We start from the raw sequence: 18810 nt of genomic DNA, 5'->3' as shown, positions 1-18810 counted from the left end.
GTCAGGATGCCATGGCGCGGGGGAGCCGGCTCAGGGCTTTTCCGGGGGCAGACCGTGTTCGAGGACGTCCAGGGCGCGGTGCACCAGCGCCGGGAGGTCGTCGGCGAAGTCGTGCTCGGCCCAGTACAGGGTGATCTCCGTCAGGCCGCCGATCAGGGACATCGTGTGGACGCGGAGCTCCAGAGCGCCCGGGTCCTGGCCGGTGCGCTCGGCGATGGCCTCGGTGAGCAGCCTGCCGGTGAGCGACATGGTCTCCAGCAGCCGGGAGCGCACCGCCGGCACCTGGGCCATCAGCCGCGCCCGCAGCCTGAGGATGTCGGGGTCCTCCTCCAGGGCGAGGGCGACGGCCTTCGTCATCACCTGCCGCAGGGTCCGCGGCCACGGCTCGTCCGCCGGCCGCTCGCGGATCTCCGCCAGCAGGACCGGGGCGAACTCGTCGGTGAGGACGATGTCCTCCTTGGCCGGGAAGTAGCGGAAGACGGTGGACGGCGACACCTCGGCGCGCTCGGCGATCTGCTCGACGGTGGTGGCGTCGTAGCCCTGCTCCCGGACGAGCGCGTACGTCGCGGTGCGGATCGCCGTCCGGGTCCTGATCTTCTTCCGCTCTCTGAGTCCCAGCTGGGAGAGGTCGGCGGAGGTGGTGCGTGCGGCCGTCATGCGGGCCATTGTCGGGCACCGGGGTCACGGGTCCCCGCGGGCAGGGGCTAGGCGTGCTGGTAGGCCACCAGGGAGATGCCGACGTAGTGCACGACGAAGGCGGCCAGGGTGAAGGAGTGGAAGACCTCGTGGAAGCCGAACCAGCGCGGTGAGGGGTTGGGCCGCTTGATGCCGTAGATGACGCCGCCCACGCTGTACAGGACGCCGCCGGTGATCACCAGGACCAGGACCGCGATGCCGCCCGAGCGCATGAAGTCGGGCAGGAAGAAGAGGGCCGCCCAGCCCATCGCGATGTAGCAGGGGGTGTAGAGCCAGCGCGGGGCGCCCACCCAGAAGACCCGGAAGGCGATGCCCGCGAGCGCGGCGGCCCAGATCCCCCACAGCAGCCACCGCCCCTTGCTGTCCGGCAGGAGCAGCATGGTCAGCGGGGTGTAGGTGCCGGCGATGATCAGGAAGATGTTGGAGTGATCGAGCCGGCGCAGGATGCCGTCCATGCGCGGACTCCAGTCACCCCGGTGGTACAGCGCGCTGACGCCGAACAGCAGACAGGCCGTGAAGGCGTAGATCCCGCAGGCCAGGCGGCCTCTGGGGGAGTCGGCGAGGGCGGTCAGCACCAGGCCGGCGATGACCACGGCCGGGAACATGCCGAGGTGCAGCCAGCCTCGGAGCTTGGGCTTGACCGGGTGGGGGAGGGAGAGCGCGACTGGACCGCTGCCGTCGGCGGCCGGAGGGTCCATGGGCGCGTCGGGGACGGACGCATTCATAGGGTGAATCGTACCTACGGGTCCGTAGGAAGCGGACGTGGCCAGCCTCACGCTCGCTCACCTGTGACGCCCTCTGGACATATGGGCACTCGCGTCGGATGATCAAATGAGTGCGGTCGGCACCGGATGAGCGCCAGGTACCCCTCTGGCAAGCATCCGGGTCGCAGCCCCCACGGGGCCTCCAACCAAAAATCCCTCATTTAGGAGCAATCGTGGCGCGCGACATCGCGGCTCCCCCCGGCGTCCCCACCACCCATCAGGAACTGATCTCGTGGGTCGACGAGATCGCGGAACTGACCGAGCCGGACAACGTGGTCTGGTGCGACGGATCCGAGGCCGAGTACGAGCGCCTGTGCGAGGAGCTCGTGGCGAAGGGCACCTTCAAGCGGCTCGACCCGATCAAGCGCCCCAACTCCTACTACGCGGCCTCCGACCCCACCGACGTGGCGCGTGTCGAGGACCGCACCTTCATCTGCTCCGAGAAGGAAGAGGACGCGGGCCCCACCAACCACTGGAAGGCCCCCGCCGAGATGCGGGAGATCTTCGCGGGTCAGAAGGGGATCTTCCGCGGCTCGATGAAGGGCCGGACGATGTACGTCGTCCCGTTCTGCATGGGCCCCCTCGGCTCGGACCTCTCCGCGATCGGCGTCGAGATCACCGACTCCGCCTACGTCGCCGTGTCCATGCGCACCATGACGCGCATGGGGCAGCCCGTCCTCGACGAGCTCGGCTCCGACGGCTTCTTCGTGCGTGCCGTGCACACGCTCGGAGCGCCGCTGGCCGAGGGCGAGGCGGACGTGCCGTGGCCCTGCAACTCCACCAAGTACATCTCCCACTTCCCGGAGTCCCGCGAGATCTGGTCCTACGGCTCCGGCTACGGCGGCAACGCCCTGCTCGGCAAGAAGTGCTACGCCCTGCGCATCGCCTCCGTCATGGCCCGCGACGAGGGCTGGCTCGCCGAGCACATGCTGATCCTGAAGCTCACCCCGCCGCAGGGCGAGTCCAAGTACGTCGCCGCCGCCTTCCCGAGCGCCTGCGGCAAGACCAACCTCGCCATGCTGGAGCCCACCATCTCCGGCTGGACCGTCGAGACGATCGGCGACGACATCGCCTGGATGCGCTTCGGCGAGGACGGCCGCCTGTACGCGATCAACCCCGAGGCCGGGTTCTTCGGCGTCGCGCCCGGCACCGGTGAGCACACCAACGCCAACGCGATGAAGACGCTGTGGGGCAACTCCGTCTTCACCAACGTGGCGCTGACCGACGACAACGACGTCTGGTGGGAGGGCATGACGGAGGAGACCCCGGCCCACCTCACCGACTGGAAGGGCAACGACTGGACGCCCTCCTCTCAGACGCCGGCCGCCCACCCCAACGCCCGCTTCACCGTCCCGGCCGCGCAGTGCCCGATCATCGCGCCCGAGTGGGAGGACCCCAAGGGCGTGCCGATCTCCGCGATCCTCTTCGGCGGCCGGCGCGCCACCGCCGTACCGCTGGTCACGGAGTCCTTCGACTGGAACCACGGCGTCTTCCTCGGCGCGAACGTCGCCTCCGAGAAGACCGCCGCCGCCGAGGGCAAGGTCGGCGAGCTGCGCCGCGACCCGTTCGCCATGCTGCCGTTCTGCGGCTACAACATGGGCGACTACATGGGCCACTGGGTCGACGTCGCCAAGGACAAGGACGCCGCGAAGCTCCCGAAGATCTACTACGTCAACTGGTTCCGCAAGAACGACCAGGGCAAGTTCGTCTGGCCCGGCTTCGGCGAGAACTCCCGGGTCCTGAAGTGGATCGTGGAGCGGCTCGAGGGCAAGGCCGAGGGCGTCGAGACCCCGATCGGCATCCTGCCGACGAAGGGCGCCCTCGACACCAACGGCCTCGAACTGGCCGACTCCGACCTGGAGTTCCTGCTCACGGTCGACAAGGAGGTCTGGCGCGAGGAGGCCGCGCTGGTCCCCGACCACCTCAACACCTTCGGCGACCACACGCCGAAGGAGCTGTGGGACGAGTACCACGCGCTGGTGCAGCGCCTGAAGTAGTCCCCCCATGAACCCCCGCGGCCGGCCTCCGATGGGAGCCCTGACCAGTGATCGTCACGGGCCGGCCGCGGGCGGCGACACGCCCTCCCCCGCGCCCCCTTGAACACACGATCTTCACCCCTGTTACATGGGGGCACACGGGTCCCGCCGCTTCCGGTGGGGCCCGACACAGCCTGTGGGGGGCACAGTTGAATACAGCACGCCGTTCCGGACGCCTGGCGGCCACCGTCCTCGCCGCGGTCCTCGCCGGGACCGGACTCACCGTCGCCGCGGCGCCCGCGGCGCACGCGGCGGCCTCGGACACCGTGGCCAAGCTGCCGTTCACCTCGTACGGGTCGCTGGCCGTCGACAGCGTCCACGAGCGCATCTTCCTCACCGACGCGGACGTGGGCTCGCACGCCCATTACGGACAGATCGCCGTCTACACCTTCCAGGGCGAGCGCATCTCCACCATCCACACCACCTACCACGTCTCCGGCCTGGCGCTCAGCGCCGACGCGAGCACGCTGTACGTCGGAGAGCGCTACCGGATATCCGCCTACGACACCGCCACCCTGGCCATCAAGAGCGCGCCCAGCGTGCCCAGCGACCAGTGCGGACGCGAGGTCGTGGTCGCCGGAGGCAACCCGTACTACACCTCGCAGTGGGCCGACAGCCTCACCCAGTGCGCCACGGCGGCCTCCACCATGGACACCATCGTCAACGGCGGCTGGCAGCACACCGGTTGGAACGACACCGGCAAACTCCTGCTGGAGGGCGGCCCGAACGACACCTTCGTGATGGGCCAGCAGCTCAACTCCTCGGCACCGAACCCGTTCCTCAGCGTCTTCGACGGCAGTGGCGAGACCCCGGTGCGCGACGCCACCCGCCGCTTCGCCGACGACACCGGCCAGGGCGCCCTGGACCTCAAGGACATCGCCGTCTCCCCGGACGGGGCGAAGATCGCCCTCGCCGACGCCAGGACCGGCACCCGGCTGCTCAACACCGGTGACCTGTCCGACGCGGCCACCGGCTACCAGGCCCTGCCGGCCGGAGCCACCGCCAGCGCCGTCGCCTTCAGCGGCGACGGCGCGTACCTGGCGCGCGGCGCCTCGGCCACCGGCGCCACCCCCGACCTGCTGGTGCAGCCCGCGGACCCCGGCGACGCCACGGCCCCGCTGGAGTTCGTCTTCGAGGGCAGCCAGGACGGCGACCGGGTCGTGCCGCGCGGCATGGAGTGGTCGGCCGACGGCTCCCGGCTGTTCGCCGTCACCACCAACGCCACCGGCAGCCAGTACTGGCTGCACATCATCCAGCCCCCGGCCGTGCAGTACGACGTCCGCTTCACCGGCGGGCTGACCCACAGCCCCGCCCAGGCGGTCGCGGGCGAACCGCTCGCCGTGCGCGGCAAGCTGGAGTGGGACGGCCCGGCGCCCGGGCAGCCCTTCAAGGTCACCGCCAGCCGTACGGACGCGGCCGGCACCCACGACCTGGGCACCTTCACCGTCAAGGAGGACGGCTCCTACACCGTCCTCGACGAGCCCGGTCTGCTCGGTGAGGCCACCTACCGCGTCTCCTTCCTCGGCGACCTCACCCACCGCCCGGCGGACGGCCCCACCACCACGGTCACCGTCGGCAAGGCGCCCGCCTCGATCGCGCTCACCGCCCCGGCGGAGGCCTCGATCAGCTCGGGCGTGGAGATCACCGGCACGTTCACCGCCCAGGGCAAGGCGCTGCCCGACCGGCCGGTGCTCAAGGTCGAGCGCACCGACCGCCTCGGCACCGGCACCCTGTCGTCGGTGACGGTTCGCGCGGACGGCACCTTCACCATCAACGACATCCCGCGCGCCCGCCGCGACGTCACCTACACGGTCAGCTGGCCCGGCGACGACCTCCACCTGGGCGCCACGGCGTCCGCGACGGTCCACGTCACGCGCTGATCCCCTCCCCGCCCCGGCCCTCCAGGTACCGGGTGTGGGTCTCCTGGCGGCGGGCCTCCGCGTCCCGCAGGCCCGCCGCCAAGCTCTCCGCCTCCTGCCGCAGCAGACCGAGCTGCCGCTCCAGATGCCGCTCCGGGGGCTCCTGTCCCGGCGTCAGCCGCGTCCACCACCTCGCCCGTACGAAGCTGTCGACGGCCTCGGGAAGGTCCTGCCGCACGGCCCGCCCCAGGGTGTGCAGGCCCTCCGGGTCCCCGGCGAGCAACTGTCCGGCCCAGCCCGGCGTCAGCAGCGCGGTGAGCAGGTTCGTCAGCTCGGTCAGCCGTCCCTCGGTGGCCGGGGGCAGCTCGACCTCCGCCAGATACCCGCACAGCTTCTCGAAGTCGCGGCGCAGCTCCTGCAGTTGCTCCGACGGGTCCGGGAAGGCCGGCAGGGCGGGCCGCTCCGGCGGGGCGATCAGCGCGCCCGCGCCGTACAGTCCCGCGACGACGACCGGCCAGTACGGGCCCGCCACCCCGGCGAAGGTCAGTGCGAGCCCGGCGATCCCGCAGACGCTGCCGGCGATGTTCTTGCGGGACTCGAGGTATCTACTGATAGCCACGGATCTCCTCGAAGGCGCCGTCCAGCGAGCCCTGCCGGGCGTCGAAGAGACGGCCGCCGGTCAGGTCGGCGATGTGCTCCAGCTCGGCCCGGTCGGAGTCGCCGAAGAGGATGGGGAAGACGGGCGTGCCGCGCCGGTCCCGGTCGAGCCCGGCGTAGAAGGCGTCGAACTCCGCCGCCTCGGCGCCCGCGGTGTTCTCGCCGTCCGTCATCAGCACGATCGACGTGAACGTGTCCCGTCCGGCGCCGAGATGGCCGTACGCCTCCTCCAGCGAGGTGTAGATCGCGGTGTCGCCCTCTGCGGTGAGCGCCGCGGTGTCCTCGCGGATGGCGTCGAGTCCGGAAGCCGGGTCCGCGGGGTCGACGACATGGGTGCGCACGCTCTTGACGTCCGAGCCGAACGGCATCAGCGTCACCTCCTCCCGCTCGCGGAAGTCGCCGGTGAGCCCGGTGAGCGCCGACTTCAGGCGGGTCAGGCGGTCGCCGCGCATCGAGCCCGAGGTGTCGAGGACGTACACCGTCCGGGACGGGCGGCGCAGCTCGTTCTCGTAGGCGTCGAGCAGTCCGTCGGCGACGGAGCGGCTGCCGGGGAAGGGAAGTTCGCGGCGGCGGCCGGTGTCCAGGCCCGCGCCCGGGGTCACGGAGGCGACGACCGGGCGGCGGTGGGTGAGGTCGGTGATCTCCTGCTGCAGGTCCGGGCCGCGCAGGGCCTCGGCCAGTCGGCGCACGGTCTCCCGGGTCCCGGCGTCCGTGGCGGCGAGCGTGGACAGGGGGTAGTCGGCGGTGACGACACCGTCGCTCGGGCGGATCACGGTCAGGTCCGGGATGCCCTTGAGGACGGACTCGTAGTTGAGCATCGCGTCCACGTCCCCGCGCCGCTGGTAGGCGGCCGCCAGCCAGCCCGAGGAGCCCGAGGTCAGCCGCTGGCCCCGGAAGAACTCCTTCAGCCGCGGGCGGGCCCGGTCGACGTCCGCGTCCGTGAGCGCCGACTGGGCGCCGGAGAGGGCGGAGGCGACCGAGACGAGCGTGGCGAACCCGGAGTTGGAGCGTGCCGGGGCGGTCATGCCGTACGTCAGCTTCCCGTCCCGTACCGCCCGCTCGACCTGCGACCAGGTGACCTGCTCCGGCTTCCAGCCCAGCTCGCGCACGGTGTCCGGCCTGACGCCGATGGCGACCGGGCTGCTCATCACCGGGGTCTCCGAGACGACCTTCCTCGCCGCCTCGGGGCGCAGCCGCAGATAGTCGTTGGACGACAGCCACACGGCGTCGAACTTCCCGTCCGTGCCGCCCTTGGCGAGCAGCTCCACGGCGTCCAGGGTGCCCAGGTAGGTGGCGTCGACCTTGATGCCGGTGTCCTGCTCGACCCGGTCGAGCACCGGCGTCATGTCGGCGAGTTCGCTGGAGGCGAGGACGCGCAGGGTGCCGGGCCCGGGGGAGTCGGGCTCCTTGTCCCCCTGCGCGGTGCAGGCGGTGGCGAGCAGGGCGACGGTGAGCAGGGCGGCGCGGCGTCTCATCCGAGGCCCCCGTCCAGCGCGCCCCGGTTCCGGCTGCGCTCCAAGTAGGCGGAGGCGTGCTGGAGTTCGGAGGTCAGGTTCTCCACGGTCGTCGCCATCGCCTCGGTCGCCCGGACCTTGTACGTGTCGATGGCGTCCAGGGTCCGGTAGATCTGCTGGAACGCCGACCGCAGGGTCTCCGCGCCGACCGCGGGGTCGGCGGCGATGCGCTGGATCTCCCCGCTCTGCGTGGCGAGCATCTCGGCGTTGCCCCGCACCAGGTCCTCGGTGGTCCCGCGCAACGCGTTGACCTGCTCGACGACCTTCTTCTGGTTGTCCAGCGCGGACGCCAGCATCACCGAGATGCGCAGCGCCGACACGGTCGTGGTGGCGGCCCGGTCGACGCCCTTGATCAGCTCGTCGTTGTTGCGCCGTACGACGTCCATGGCGAGGTAGCCCTGCGCGCACACCGCGAGCTGGGTGAGCAGGTCCTGGTGCTTCTGCCGGACGGGGAAGAGGACGTCGGCGCGGAGCGAGTCGGCCGCTCCGGGATCGGCGGCCCCGGCGATGTGCTCCTCGACGGCGGTGCCGAGGGCCTCGGTGAGGACGACGTACTCCTGGAGCTTGCCCATGGTCTCCCACAGGCGGACCCGCTCGGTCTGCAACGCCGCGTTGTCCCGGCGCAGTTCGTCCTGGCCGCCGCGCAGCGAGCCCACGATCTTGTTGAGGGTGCCCTGTGCGGAGGCGTACTTGGCGACATGGTCGCGCAGCCGGTTGCCGCCGGGCAGCCGGGAGAGGAACTTGCGGCCCCTGGAGGCGGGCAGGTCACGCGGGTCCAAGTCCTCGACCACCCGGCGCAGTTCCACCAGCGAGCCCGCGACCTGCGACTGGGCGTCCCCGCCCTTGTCGGGCAGGCTGCGCACGGTCCGCTCCAGCATCCGGTTGGACTGCGCGGCGGCGCTGCGCATCTCACCGGCGCCGAGAGCGGTGATCTCCCCGACCTTTCCGGCGAACTCCGGGGAACGGGCGTCGAGGGATGCGAGCGTCTGTACGTAGTCGGCGGCCTTCTGCGCGATGCCCGCGCGGACGCCCTCGTCGACGGGGACCAGCCCGCCGGCCTTCTCCCGCGGCACCGGCGCGACGGCCTCGGGCGGGGTGAGCGTGAAGGTTTCCTCGGTCATGTGCGGTTCCCCCTAGGATCCGGCCCGGCGTGCCATGTCGTGCAGCACCGCGGAGGTGGGCACGGGCACCTGCCGGACGCCGGTGAGCTGCTGGTTGAGATAGGCCGCGTGCGCGGCGGTGGCCGAGGTGAACTCGGCGCGGGCGCCCTGCGGCCGGAACCCGTGCCGGACCGCGAGTTCGCGCAGCCGGGGGTCCGAGCCGAGCAGGTCGCCCAGCGCCCGGCCCTCCTCGGTCAGCGGTACGACGGTGTGGTCGCTGTTGGCGGTGGTGTCCGGGTAGAGGACGGTCAGGTCGGCCACGCCGCCCTCGCCCTGCCCGAGCAGCGCGGCGACCTGCGACTCGTAGACGAGGACCAGCGGGTTCCCGGCGCCGCTGACGAAGTCCCGGAACGCCGCGTCGGTGCTGGACTGCTGGGCGCCCTGCACGCTGATCAGCTTGCGCATCAGCGGCGCGGTCGCCTCGACGTCCTCGGCGCTCGCGGCGACCCGGCCGCCGCCCTCGACCCAGGAGGCCGCGGCGAGGTACAGCGCGCCCGAGTTGGAGGTCTGCGGGTCGGTCGAGGCGATGAAGAGGGTGCCGGTCAGCTCGCCGTGCTGGTCGGCGCCCTTGAGCTGCTGCCAGGTCCGGTCCGCGCGGGCGGCGTCGAGGTAGGCGGTCATCCTCAGGGTGCTGCGGTGCTCCCCGTCCAGCGTCGCCAGGCCGTTTGCGGCGAGGACGCCGGCGGCGTTGCGGTGGGCCACCACGACGAGGGGGGAGTAGAAGGGCCGCGGCAGCGGCTGGCGCACCTCGTACTTGGCGGCCAGTTCGTCGGCGGGCGCCTTGCTGGAGGGGAAGGCGAGGTCGTACCCCTTGAGGTCGAGCCCCTCCATCGCCCAGGACCCGGACGTCTCCGTCCGCACGGTGTAGCCCTGGGCGGCCAGGGCCTCCACCACGTCGGGATCGGCGAAGAACTCCGCCTTCTCCGACCCGATCACTGCTCGCACGGTCTTCGTTGCCGTGCCCGTGTCCCCGGATTCCCGGCCCGCCACGACAGCCGCCACCACGCCGCCGATCAGCACCACCGCGAGGACGATTCCGATGATTCGTCTCACACGCCGAGAGTGCTCCCGGAACCCAACATTCCCCGCCACCCCCGATGAACACCAGGAGTCATACCGACCCCGGTCCTGCAACACCCCGAAGGGGGCCAGGAAAACCAACGCAGTGCATGGCGCCCGGTCCGCGCGTCGCTGCGGGTGCACGCGGACCGGGGCCGACTGTGGGCGCCCCGAAAGGGGCGCGGGGAACTGCGCGACAAGCCACCGCGCTCCCGCAGCCGCAGGGCGACGTCAGGCCCTACGGCGACAAGGCGCCGCGGCTCAAGCAGCGCAGTACGCGGCCGCCGCTCAAGCCGCGCAGCACGCGTGCGCGTCCATCCGCTCCGCCGCCAGAATGGCCGCCGCCGTGTCGGCGCGGGACGCCGCGACGACCAGGGCGCGCCCGGCGAGCGTGTGCGCCCGCTGGTGCAGCGCCGGCAGGTCACGGGCCTCGCCCGTGGGCACCGCACGCACCGCGGCACCGCCCCGGAGCCGGGTCACCTGCTCCGCGAGCCGCTCGGTGGCGGCGTCCAGGTCGGCGGACGGGGCCAGGGCGCGCAGTTCGTCGGTGACCGCCAGCAGTGCGGCGAGATGACCCGCCAGCTGGATGTCCAGCTCCTCCTCGCGCGTCCGGTGGGGGAAGTCGGAGGTGGTGCCGGCCATCGTGTGGACCGACTTGGTGCGGATCGGTTCGTACATGGGGGATGGCCTCCTGTGCTCTGACAGGAAACCATCCTAGCTTAGATTCCGTCTAAAGTTGAGCCGAGCGTAGATCGGGTCCTCAGGGCTGGCTGTAACCGTCGAGGAAGTTCCCGATCCGGGTCACCGCGTCCCGCAGATCCCCGACCGTCGGCAGCGTCACGACCCGGAAGTGGTCGGGCTCGCTCCAGTTGAACCCGGTGCCCTGGACCACCATGATCTTCTCGCGCCGCAGCAGGTCCAGGACGAGCTGCCGGTCGTCCTTGATCTTGTAGACCTGGGGATCGAGGCGGGGGAAGAGATAGAGGGCGCCCTTGGGGCGTACGCAGCTCACCCCGGGGATCTGCGTGAGCAGCTCGTAGGCGACGTCCATCTGCTCCTTGAGCCGCCCGCCCGGCAGGACCAGGTCCTTGATGGTCTGCCGCCCGCTGAGGGCGGCGACGACGCCGTGCTGACCGGGCATGTTGGCGCACAGCCGCATGTTGGCGAGGATCGTCAGGCCCTCGATGTAGGAGTCGGCATGGGCCCGCGGACCGGAGATCGACATCCAGCCGACGCGGTAACCGGCCACCCGGTACGCCTTCGACATGCCGTTGAAGGTCAGGGTCAGCAGGTCCGGGGCGACCTTGGCGGTCGGGGTGTGGGTGGCGCCGTCGTAGAGGATCTTGTCGTAGATCTCGTCGGAGCAGACGAGGAGGTTGTGCCGGCGCGCGAGGTCCGTGAGCCCCTTGAGCACGGCCTCGTCGTAGACGGCACCCGTGGGGTTGTTCGGGTTGATGATGACGATCGCCTTGGTGCGGTCGCTGATCTTCCGTTCCACGTCGGCGAGGTCGGGCATCCAGTCGGACTGCTCGTCGCAGCGGTAGTGCACCGCGGTTCCGCCGGACAGCGAGACGGCGGCGGTCCACAGCGGGTAGTCCGGCGAGGGCACCAGCACCTCGTCGCCGTCGTCCAGCAGCCCTTGCATCGCCATGACGATCAGCTCGGAGACGCCGTTGCCGACGAAGACGTGCTCGACGTCGGTCTCGATGCCGAGGGTCTGGTTGTGCATGACGACCGCGCGGCGCGCCGCGAGCAGCCCCTTGGCGTCGCCGTACCCATGGGCCGAGGAGACGTTGCGGAGGATGTCCTCCAGGATCTCCGGCGGGCACTCGAAGCCGAAGGCCGCGGGGTTGCCGGTGTTCAGCTTGAGGATGCGGTGACCCGCCGCCTCCAGCCGCATGGCCTCCTCGAGAACCGGGCCCCGGATCTCGTAACAGACGTTGGCGAGCTTGGTCGACTGGATCACCTGCATGCCGGTGAGCTTACGGCCCGGTAACGCCCCATGGGCCGTGTTTCCCACCACATGAGACGGGTGGTTTGGGAGGTTATCGCCGACGACTGTCCCCCGTGCGCCTCCCGTCTCTACAATGCGCGGCCATGCCCAGCCACCGCAGCACGGAAACGGGACGAACAGCGTGAATGCCCCCAACGGTGTCACTGGCCCCCACGGTGAGGGCCCTCAGGTCCCGCCGCGGGTGTACGTCCCGCAGGCGGCCCCGTCCCCCGACTACGAGGAGTACCGCGACCCGGCCCTGGCGCACGGCTGGCAGAACGCGTACGACGAGACGAGCGAGCTGCCGCGGGTGACCGGCGCGCCAGACGGCGGCTGGGAGCCCGGCACCGGCGGCCGCGCCGCCCGCCGCTCGCACCGCCGCCGGGACCAGCGCCGCCCCCTCCTGATGGCCGCCGGCGCGCTGGGCACGGTCTCGGTCGCCGCCCTGGTGGCGGGCTTCGGGTTCTCCTCCGACTCCTCCTCGGGCGGCTCGGAGGGCAAGAAGGACCCGGCCCGCTCGGCGCAGGACGACACCGGCACGCCGACGGGCGACGACGGCACATCCAGGGGCGACGCCGGCACGCCGACGGACCCGTCCGCGACCCCGCCCCCGACTCCGCCGGCCGCCGCCTCCGGGGCGCCGGGCACCACGGCCTCCCCCGGCGAGGCGGAGCCGACGCGGCCGCGGACGTCCGGCGAGGACTCCGCCGCCCCCACGACCACGGCCCCCGCCACCGAATCCCCCGAGCCCACCGCCACCGCCATTGCCACCACCGCCTCGGGCGACACCGGCCCCGGCAACTCCGGGAAGAAGCCCGGAAGCGGCTCGGGCAGCACCAAAAGGCCGCGGTAGGCCGCAGGCGCCTCGGGCCGGCCGCCGTGGCCGGAAACGACTGCTTGTTCCCGGCACCCCCTCACACAACAATGCGCATGACAAATCAGCGGGTGGCCGGAAGATCTCCGGTCACCTTCGGTGCAAGAGGGGACCCCCACATGAGAAAGCCTCTCGTCGTCGCGCTGTCCGCCCTGGCCCTGGCCGGGGCCGGCGCGGCACCCGCGGTCGCCGCTCCCGACCGGAGCGACAGCGCCGCGCCCGCGATCCAGGCCGTCACCTTCGCCGGGACCGTGTCGCTCAGCAACTGCTCCGGATCCGTCGTGCGGATGCCCGACTCCGAGGACAACGACCCCGCGCTCGTGCTCACCAACGGCCACTGCCTGGAGACCGGCTTCCCCGCGCCCGGCGAGGTCGTCGTCGACCGGCCCTCCAGCCGCTCCTTCGGGCTGCTCAACTCCGCCGGCACCCGCGTCGCCACCCTGCGCGCCGCCAAGATCAGCTACGCGACGATGACCGACACCGACGCCGCGATCTACCAGCTCACCCGCACCTACGCGCAGATCAGGTCCTCGTACGGCATCAGCGCGCTCACCCTCGGCGACACCCGCCCCGTCGCCGGCACCGCCATCAGCGTCGTCTCGGGCTACTGGAAGCGGATCTACAACTGCTCCGTCGACGGCTTCGCGTACCGCCTGAAGGAGGGCGACTGGACCTGGAAGGACTCCGTCCGTTACACCTCCGCCTGCGACACCATCGGCGGCACCTCGGGCTCGCCGGTGCTCGACCGGGCCACCAACACGGTCGTCGCCGTGAACAACACCGGCAACATGGACGGCCAGAGCTGCACCGTCAACAACCCCTGCGAGGTCGACGCGAGCGGCAACGTCACCGTCCGCCAGGGCATCAACTACGCCCAGCAGACGTACCGGTTCCCGGCCTGCTTCGGCATCGACAACAAGCTGGACCTGAGCGCGAGCGGCTGCGTCCTGCCCAAGCCGTGACCGTTCACCGCGCCGGCGTGCGCCGCACCGACCGGCCCGCGAGCACGTCCGTCCGGCGGCCTTCCTCGATCACGAAACGGCCGTCGATCAGGACGTACGGGATGCCGGTGGGCAACCTCCTCGGCTCCTCGTACGTCGAGCCCGCCGCCACCGTCCGCGGGTCGAACAGCACGAGGTCGGCCCGGTAGCCCTCGCGGACCAGACCGCGGTCCGGCAGGCGCAGCCGGGCCGCGGGGCGGGAGGTGAGGTGCGCGACGCACTCCTCCAGTGACAGCACCCCCAACTCCCGCACGTAGTGGCCGAGGTACCGCGGGAAGGTGCCGTACGCCCGCGGGTGCGGCTTGGTGCCCTGGAGGATGCCGTCCGAGCCGCCGGTGTGGACGCGGTGGCGCATGATCGACCGGACGTTCTCCTCGTGGCCGACGTGCTGGAGGATCGTGGTGCCGAGGCGGTCCGCCAGGAGCAGCCGGCGGGCCGTGGTCCAGCCGTCCAGGCGGTGGCCGACGTGCGCGGCGAGGGCGGGGTCGCTCACCCCCGAGATCTCGATCGTGTCCCACTCGACGGGCACGCCGTGGCAGCCGTCCGAGCCGGTCACCTCCAGGTGGTGCCGGATCCGCTCGGCGCTCTCCTCGTCCGCCAGCCGCGCCAGCACCGCCTCCGGGCCGCCCTCGCTCGCCCAGCTCGGCAGCAGCGCGGCCAGCGTCGTGCAGCCGGGGGTGTACGGATAGGTGTCGAGGCTGATGTCCGCGCCGGCCGCCAGCGCCTCGTCCAGCAGGTCCAGCAGCTGCGGCGCCCGGCCCTTGTTCACCCCGAAGTTCATCGTGGCGTGCGCCAGATGGAGGGCGCAGCCCGCGTCCCGGGTCAGGGCCACCATCTCCGCGTACGCCTCCAGCGCGCCCGCCCCGTAGGAGCGGTGGTGCGGGCAGTAGTAGCCGCCGAACGACGCCACCACCCGGCACAGTTCGGTCAGTTCGGCGTCCTCGGCGTACATGCCGGGGGTGTAGGTCAGGCCCGAGGACATGCCGACCGCGCCCTGCTCCAGGCCCTCCGCGACCAGCTGCCGCATCCTCGCCAGCTCCTCGGGCGTGGCCTCGCGGTCCTCCCAGCCGACCGCGAGGGCGCGGACCGTGCCCTGGGGGACGAGGTAGGCGGCGTTCACGGCGACGCCCCGGTCCAGGCGGTCCAGGTACTCGCCGACCGACCGCCAGTCGAAGTCGATGTCGTCGCCGTGGCCGTTCCAGCCGGTGATCGCGCGGCGCACCTCGCCGAGCGTACGGTCGTCGACCGGCGCGTACGACAGCCCGTCCTGGCCGATCACCTCCAGTGTCACGCCCTGCGCGGCCTTGGCGCTGTGGTCCGGGTCCCGCAGCAGGGCCAGGTCGCTGTGCGCGTGCATGTCGACGAAGCCGGGGGAGAGGACCAGCCCTTCGGCGTCCAGCTCGCGCACGGCGGAGGGGCGCTGGCAGCCCGCCGCGGCCGCCTCGCGCACGATCGAGACGATCCGGCCGTCGTCGACGACCACGTCGGCGCGGTAGGAGTCGGCGCCGGAGCCGTCGACCACGTCGGCGTCCCGGATGACCAGGTCCTGCACTTCGGGCCTCCTAGAAGAACGTACGGATGTAGTCGACGACCGTGCCGTCCGCCTCGGCGACCGGGATCAGCGGCCACTTGTCGAAGGACGTGCACGGGTGGGAGAGGCCGAGGCCGACCCAGTCGCCGACCTCCAGGTCCGCCTCGGGTGCCGTGCGCAGCCACGCGTGCTGGTCGGACAGGGCGGTCACCTCGATGCCGGCCGCCGGTCGCTCCACCCCGTCCCGGCGGACCACCTGGGCGAGGGGCAGGTCGAGGTCGTAGGCGGCGTCCCGCTTGCCGGCGTTGACGAAGGCCTGCTCGGCGGAGGGGCGGGAGACCACCTGCGTCCACAGGCGGAACGCGGGCTCCAGGGCGCCCTCGGCGGGGACCCGGTTGAACGGGGTGAGCTTGCGGTAGTGGCCGTCGTCGTGCGAGACGTAGGCGCCCGAGCGCAGCAACTTCAGTACCGGCAGCGAGAGTTCAGGGATCTGTGCGAACACGTCGGCGACCGCGTCGAACCAGGCGCTGCCGCCCGCGCTGACGACGATCTCGTCGGTGTCCGCGAACCGCCCCGCCCGGTCGAAGTCCCCGGCCAGCGCCACCAGCCGGCGCAGCCACGCGTGCACCCGCTCCGGGGTGGCGCGCGGCACCTCGCCCTCGTACCCGGCGACGCCGACCAGCCGCAGCGCCCGGGCGGCGGCCACCGCGTCGGCGACCGCCGCGCACTCGGCCTCGGTGCGCACACCGGTCCGCGCGCCCTCGCCCGCGGCGAGCTCCACGACGACGTCCAAGGGCCGGGCGGCACCCTTGAGCGCCGCGTCCATCAGCTCCACCCCGCGCACGGAGTCGACGTAGCAGACGAACCGGAACTCCGGGTCGGCGGCCAGTTCCGCGGCCAGGCGGCGCAGGGCCGCCGCGTCCACCAGTTCGTTGGCGAGGAACACCCGGCGGATCCCGAACTCCCGCGCCACCCACACCTGATGGGGCACCGCGAGCGTGATGCCCCAGGCACCGTGCTCGACCTGGCGCCGGAAGAGCTGCGGGGCCATGGAGGTCTTGCCGTGCGGGGCGAAGGCCAGGCCGTGGCGTTCGGCGTACGTCTCCATCAGGCGCAGGTTGTGCGCCAGGCGCTCGGCGGACAGGGCGAGCACGGGGGTGGCGAAGCCGTCCGTGAAGAGGTTGCGCCGCTCGGCCGCCAGCTCGCCGACGGTCAGGCCCATGGCGTCCGGCGGCAGGCCCTTGAAACGGTGGTCGACGCGTTCCTCGGCCAGACGGGCGAGCGCTTCAGCGGCCATGGGGCCTCCCTGATCCGGTGTGTTGCATTATTTGCAACGCTCATTGCGTATGTCGCTTACTGCTGTCTAACATCTCGGCCAACACGAGCACAAGGCTGGGGAGCTACGACGATCGTGAGCATCACCGGGACCGGCAACACCCCCGACGTCGTGGACGTCGTCGCGCTCGGCGAGTCCATGGTCGCGTTCCTGCCCGCCCGGCCGGGCCGCCTCGCCGACGTGCCCTCCTTCGACCGGTCGATCGGCGGCGCCGAGTCCAACGTCGCCTGCGCCCTGGCCGCCGCCGGACACTCGGTGCGGTGGGTGAGCAGGGTCGGCGCCGACGGCTTCGGCGACCACCTGGTCGAGGCGATCGGCTCCTACGGCGTCGATGTGTCGGCGGTGGGCCGGGACCCGGCGCGGCCGACGGGCGTGTACTTCCGCACCGCCGGCGACCGCGGGACGGACGCGCACGAAGTGGCGTACTACCGGGCCGGCTCGGCGGCGTCCGCGATGAGCGTGCGGAACGCGCAGGTGGGCCCCGGGCGCGTGCTGCACCTGTCCGGGATCACCGCCGCCCTCTCCGGCAGCTGCCTGGCGCTGGTGCAGAAGCTCACCGAACGCGGCCCCGGGCGCCCGCTCGTCTCCTTCGACGTCAACCACCGGGCCGGCCTGTGGCGGGACCCGGCCGCGGCCGGTGACGTCCTGCTCGGCCTCGCCCGCGGCAGCGACCTCGTGTTCGTGGGCGAGGACGAGGCGGCGCAGGCATGGGGGGTGGAAGGCGGCCCGGACGGGATCCGGGAGCTGCTCCCCGAGCCGGGGGTGCTGGTGGTGAAGGAGGGGGCGAAGGGCGCGACGGTGTTCCAGGAGTCCACCCGCGTCTTCCAGCCCGCCCTCCGGGTCGACGTCGTGTCGGCCACCGGCGCCGGGGACGCCTTCGCCGCCGGGTTCCTCTCCGCCACCCTCCGCGAACTCCCGCTGCGGGACCGGCTCCGGCACGGCCACCTCTGGGCCGCCGCCGCCCTCACCGCCCCCGGCGACCTCGCCCCGCCCCCCGCCCGCGACACCGCCGACCGGCTGGCCGCCCTCGGCGACGAGGCGTGGGGGAGACTTCGACTCGGCCCCGGCTGGACACCGGCCGCACCCCGGGCCGAGGAGGAGGTACGCACCCCATGAGCCAGACCGTAGACCGCGCGCTGAGCATCCTGCCGCTGCTCGCCGAGGGCCCCGCCGACCTGGGCCAGGTCGCCGACCGCCTGGGGGTGCACAAGTCCACCGCCCTGCGCCTGCTGCGCACCCTGCACGAGCACGGCATGGTCTACCGCCAGTCCGACCAGCGCTACCGCCTCGGCGCCCGGCTGATCGCCCTCGCCCAGGAGGCGATGGAGAACCTCGACATCCGCGAGATCGCCCACCCCCACCTCGTCCGCCTCAACGACACGTGCGGACACACCGTCCACCTCGCCGTGTACGAGGAGGACGAGGTGCTCTACATCGACAAGGTCGAGAGCCGCTACCCGGTCCGCATGTACTCGCGGATCGGCAAGCCGGTCGCCATCACCGTCGCCGCCGTCGCCAAGCTGCTCCTCGCCGACCTCGCCGAACCCGAGCGCCGCGCCCTCGCGGAGAAGCTCGACTACCCCATGTACACGTCCCGTTCGACACCCAACGCCCCCGCCTTCCTGCGGGAGCTGGACGCGGTGCGCGAACAGGGCTGGGCCACCGACCTCGGTGGCCACGAGGAGTCCATCAACTGCGTCGCCGCCCCCATCCGCGGCGCGGACGGCAGGGTCGTCGCCGCGATGTCGGTCTCGGCCCCCAACGTCGTCGTCACCGCCGACGAACTCCTCACCCTCCTCCCGCTGGTGCGCCGCACGGCCGACGAGATCAGCGGCGAGTACTCAGGCAAGACCCCGGCAAAGGACCCCGTATGACCGACAAGACCGCGCTCACCCCGCCGACCCACACCACCCCGCCCGCGAAGTTCTCGCACGGCGTGCGCAAGGGCAACATCCTCCAGGTCGCCGGCCAGGTCGGCTTCCTGCCGGCCGAGGAGGGCAAGCCGCCCACCCCCGCCGGCCCCACCCTGCGCGAGCAGACCCTGCAGACCCTCGACAACGTCCAGGCGATCCTCGAGGAGGGCGGCGCGAGCTGGGACGACGTGATGATGATCCGCGTCTATCTGACGGACGTGGCCCACTTCGCCGAGATGAACGAGATCTACAACGCCTACTTCGAGGCGCAGCACCTCACCGCCCCGCCCGCCGCGCGCACGACGGTCTACGTCGGCCTTCCCGCGGGCCTGCTCATCGAGATCGACGCGCTCGCCGTCCTCGGCTGACGCTCACTCAACTCCCGCACCACCCCCACGGCATGGCCCCTCGCCGGGC

The 18810-nt window shown here is 72.1% G+C and carries 17 protein-coding genes; 7 read left to right on the top strand and 10 right to left on the bottom strand.

Annotated features, from left to right (window positions below; all coding sequences use genetic code 11):
* Positions 1-30: 30 nt before the first annotated feature.
* The gene (locus ACWD11_RS01515) at positions 31-657 is read right to left on the bottom strand and encodes a TetR/AcrR family transcriptional regulator (protein ID WP_451280622.1); all 627 of its coding nucleotides are present in this window, start codon (positions 655-657) and stop codon (positions 31-33) included.
* A gap of 47 nt (positions 658-704) precedes the next feature.
* Entirely contained in the window at positions 705-1421 is a 717-nt protein-coding gene (trhA, locus tag ACWD11_RS01510) for a PAQR family membrane homeostasis protein TrhA (protein WP_451280620.1), read from the bottom strand.
* Positions 1422-1633: 212 nt separating this feature from the next.
* Here trhA and ACWD11_RS01505 point away from each other — a divergent pair, with 212 nt between their 5' ends.
* Both ACWD11_RS01505 and ACWD11_RS01500 read left to right on the top strand, forming a co-directional pair.
* Positions 1634-3457 (top strand): phosphoenolpyruvate carboxykinase (GTP), encoded by a 1824-nt coding sequence (locus tag ACWD11_RS01505; RefSeq protein WP_451280618.1) that lies wholly within the window; start codon positions 1634-1636, stop codon positions 3455-3457.
* Positions 3458-3645: 188 nt separating this feature from the next.
* Positions 3646-5376, top strand: a complete 1731-nt coding sequence (locus ACWD11_RS01500) for an Ig-like domain repeat protein (protein WP_451280616.1) — start codon at positions 3646-3648, stop codon at positions 5374-5376.
* On the opposite strand, the gene ACWD11_RS01495 is transcribed toward ACWD11_RS01500, so the two are convergent.
* From ACWD11_RS01495 to ACWD11_RS01470, 6 genes are all read right to left on the bottom strand, one after another.
* Positions 5366-5974, bottom strand: coding sequence for a hypothetical protein (locus ACWD11_RS01495; RefSeq protein WP_451280614.1), 609 nt, complete (start codon positions 5972-5974; stop codon positions 5366-5368). The genes ACWD11_RS01500 and ACWD11_RS01495 overlap by 11 nt on opposite strands.
* Entirely contained in the window at positions 5961-7487 is a 1527-nt protein-coding gene (locus tag ACWD11_RS01490; protein WP_451280612.1) for a substrate-binding and vWA domain-containing protein, read from the bottom strand. Before ACWD11_RS01490 ends, ACWD11_RS01495 begins: the two co-directional genes overlap by 14 nt.
* Positions 7484-8647: a toxic anion resistance protein gene (locus tag ACWD11_RS01485; protein WP_389415199.1), complete on the bottom strand. Its 1164-nt coding sequence runs from the start codon at positions 8645-8647 to the stop codon at positions 7484-7486. The genes ACWD11_RS01490 and ACWD11_RS01485 overlap by 4 nt, the downstream gene beginning before the upstream one ends.
* A 12-nt stretch (positions 8648-8659) precedes the next feature.
* Positions 8660-9739 (bottom strand): hypothetical protein, encoded by a 1080-nt coding sequence (locus ACWD11_RS01480; protein ID WP_451280610.1) that lies wholly within the window; start codon positions 9737-9739, stop codon positions 8660-8662.
* A gap of 294 nt (positions 9740-10033) precedes the next feature.
* On the bottom strand, positions 10034-10423 hold the full coding sequence (locus ACWD11_RS01475; protein ID WP_389415197.1) for an SCO4983 family protein: 390 nt from the start codon (positions 10421-10423) through the stop codon (positions 10034-10036).
* Positions 10424-10505: 82 nt separating this feature from the next.
* A complete protein-coding gene (locus ACWD11_RS01470; protein ID WP_389415196.1) occupies positions 10506-11717 on the bottom strand; it encodes a pyridoxal phosphate-dependent aminotransferase in 1212 nt (403 codons plus the stop codon).
* A 223-nt stretch (positions 11718-11940) separates the two neighbouring features.
* Between ACWD11_RS01470 and ACWD11_RS01465 the strand changes: the two genes are divergently transcribed.
* The gene (locus ACWD11_RS01465; RefSeq protein WP_389415195.1) at positions 11941-12591 is read left to right on the top strand and encodes a hypothetical protein; all 651 of its coding nucleotides are present in this window, start codon (positions 11941-11943) and stop codon (positions 12589-12591) included.
* 140 nt (positions 12592-12731) lie between these two features.
* Positions 12732-13574: a S1 family peptidase gene (locus ACWD11_RS01460; protein ID WP_389415194.1), complete on the top strand. Its 843-nt coding sequence runs from the start codon at positions 12732-12734 to the stop codon at positions 13572-13574.
* Between the two features lie 4 nt (positions 13575-13578).
* On the opposite strand, the gene ACWD11_RS01455 is transcribed toward ACWD11_RS01460, so the two are convergent.
* Together ACWD11_RS01455 and ACWD11_RS01450 are read right to left on the bottom strand one after the other, a co-directional pair.
* The gene (locus tag ACWD11_RS01455) at positions 13579-15165 is read right to left on the bottom strand and encodes an N-acyl-D-amino-acid deacylase family protein (RefSeq protein ID WP_451280607.1); all 1587 of its coding nucleotides are present in this window, start codon (positions 15163-15165) and stop codon (positions 13579-13581) included.
* A 10-nt stretch (positions 15166-15175) separates the two neighbouring features.
* Positions 15176-16441, bottom strand: a complete 1266-nt coding sequence (locus tag ACWD11_RS01450) for an alanine racemase (RefSeq protein WP_451280605.1) — start codon at positions 16439-16441, stop codon at positions 15176-15178.
* Positions 16442-16555: 114 nt separating this feature from the next.
* On the opposite strand from ACWD11_RS01450, the gene ACWD11_RS01445 reads away from it, so the two are divergent.
* The 3 genes from ACWD11_RS01445 to ACWD11_RS01435 are packed head-to-tail and all read left to right on the top strand — an operon-like array spanning position 16556 to position 18761.
* Positions 16556-17596 carry a sugar kinase gene (locus tag ACWD11_RS01445; protein WP_451280603.1) on the top strand — a complete coding sequence of 347 codons (1041 nt, stop codon included), beginning with the start codon at positions 16556-16558 and terminating at the stop codon, positions 17594-17596.
* Positions 17593-18354, top strand: a complete 762-nt coding sequence (locus ACWD11_RS01440; protein ID WP_389415190.1) for an IclR family transcriptional regulator — start codon at positions 17593-17595, stop codon at positions 18352-18354. Before ACWD11_RS01445 ends, ACWD11_RS01440 begins: the two co-directional genes overlap by 4 nt.
* Complete coding sequence (locus tag ACWD11_RS01435) at positions 18351-18761, top strand: RidA family protein (RefSeq protein ID WP_389415189.1); 411 nt, start codon at positions 18351-18353, stop codon at positions 18759-18761. The genes ACWD11_RS01440 and ACWD11_RS01435 overlap by 4 nt, the downstream gene beginning before the upstream one ends.
* The last annotated feature ends 49 nt before the right edge of the window (positions 18762-18810 follow it).

The sequence above is a fragment of the Streptomyces sp. NPDC002776 genome (assembly GCF_053592195.1).
This window is presented reverse-complemented; position numbering and strand designations above follow the sequence as displayed.

Coding starts and splice junctions, on each gene's coding strand:
- ACWD11_RS01515 (WP_451280622.1), bottom strand. CDS start 657: ATGACGGCCGCACGCACCACCTCCGCCGACCTCTCCCAGCTGGGACTC.
- ACWD11_RS01435 (WP_389415189.1), top strand. CDS start 18,351: ATGACCGACAAGACCGCGCTCACCCCGCCGACCCACACCACCCCGCCC.
- ACWD11_RS01490 (WP_451280612.1), bottom strand. CDS start 7,487: ATGAGACGCCGCGCCGCCCTGCTCACCGTCGCCCTGCTCGCCACCGCC.
- ACWD11_RS01475 (WP_389415197.1), bottom strand. CDS start 10,423: ATGTACGAACCGATCCGCACCAAGTCGGTCCACACGATGGCCGGCACC.
- ACWD11_RS01440 (WP_389415190.1), top strand. CDS start 17,593: ATGAGCCAGACCGTAGACCGCGCGCTGAGCATCCTGCCGCTGCTCGCC.
- ACWD11_RS01470 (WP_389415196.1), bottom strand. CDS start 11,717: ATGCAGGTGATCCAGTCGACCAAGCTCGCCAACGTCTGTTACGAGATC.
- ACWD11_RS01450 (WP_451280605.1), bottom strand. CDS start 16,441: ATGGCCGCTGAAGCGCTCGCCCGTCTGGCCGAGGAACGCGTCGACCAC.
- ACWD11_RS01485 (WP_389415199.1), bottom strand. CDS start 8,647: ATGACCGAGGAAACCTTCACGCTCACCCCGCCCGAGGCCGTCGCGCCG.
- trhA (WP_451280620.1), bottom strand. CDS start 1,421: ATGAATGCGTCCGTCCCCGACGCGCCCATGGACCCTCCGGCCGCCGAC.
- ACWD11_RS01460 (WP_389415194.1), top strand. CDS start 12,732: ATGAGAAAGCCTCTCGTCGTCGCGCTGTCCGCCCTGGCCCTGGCCGGG.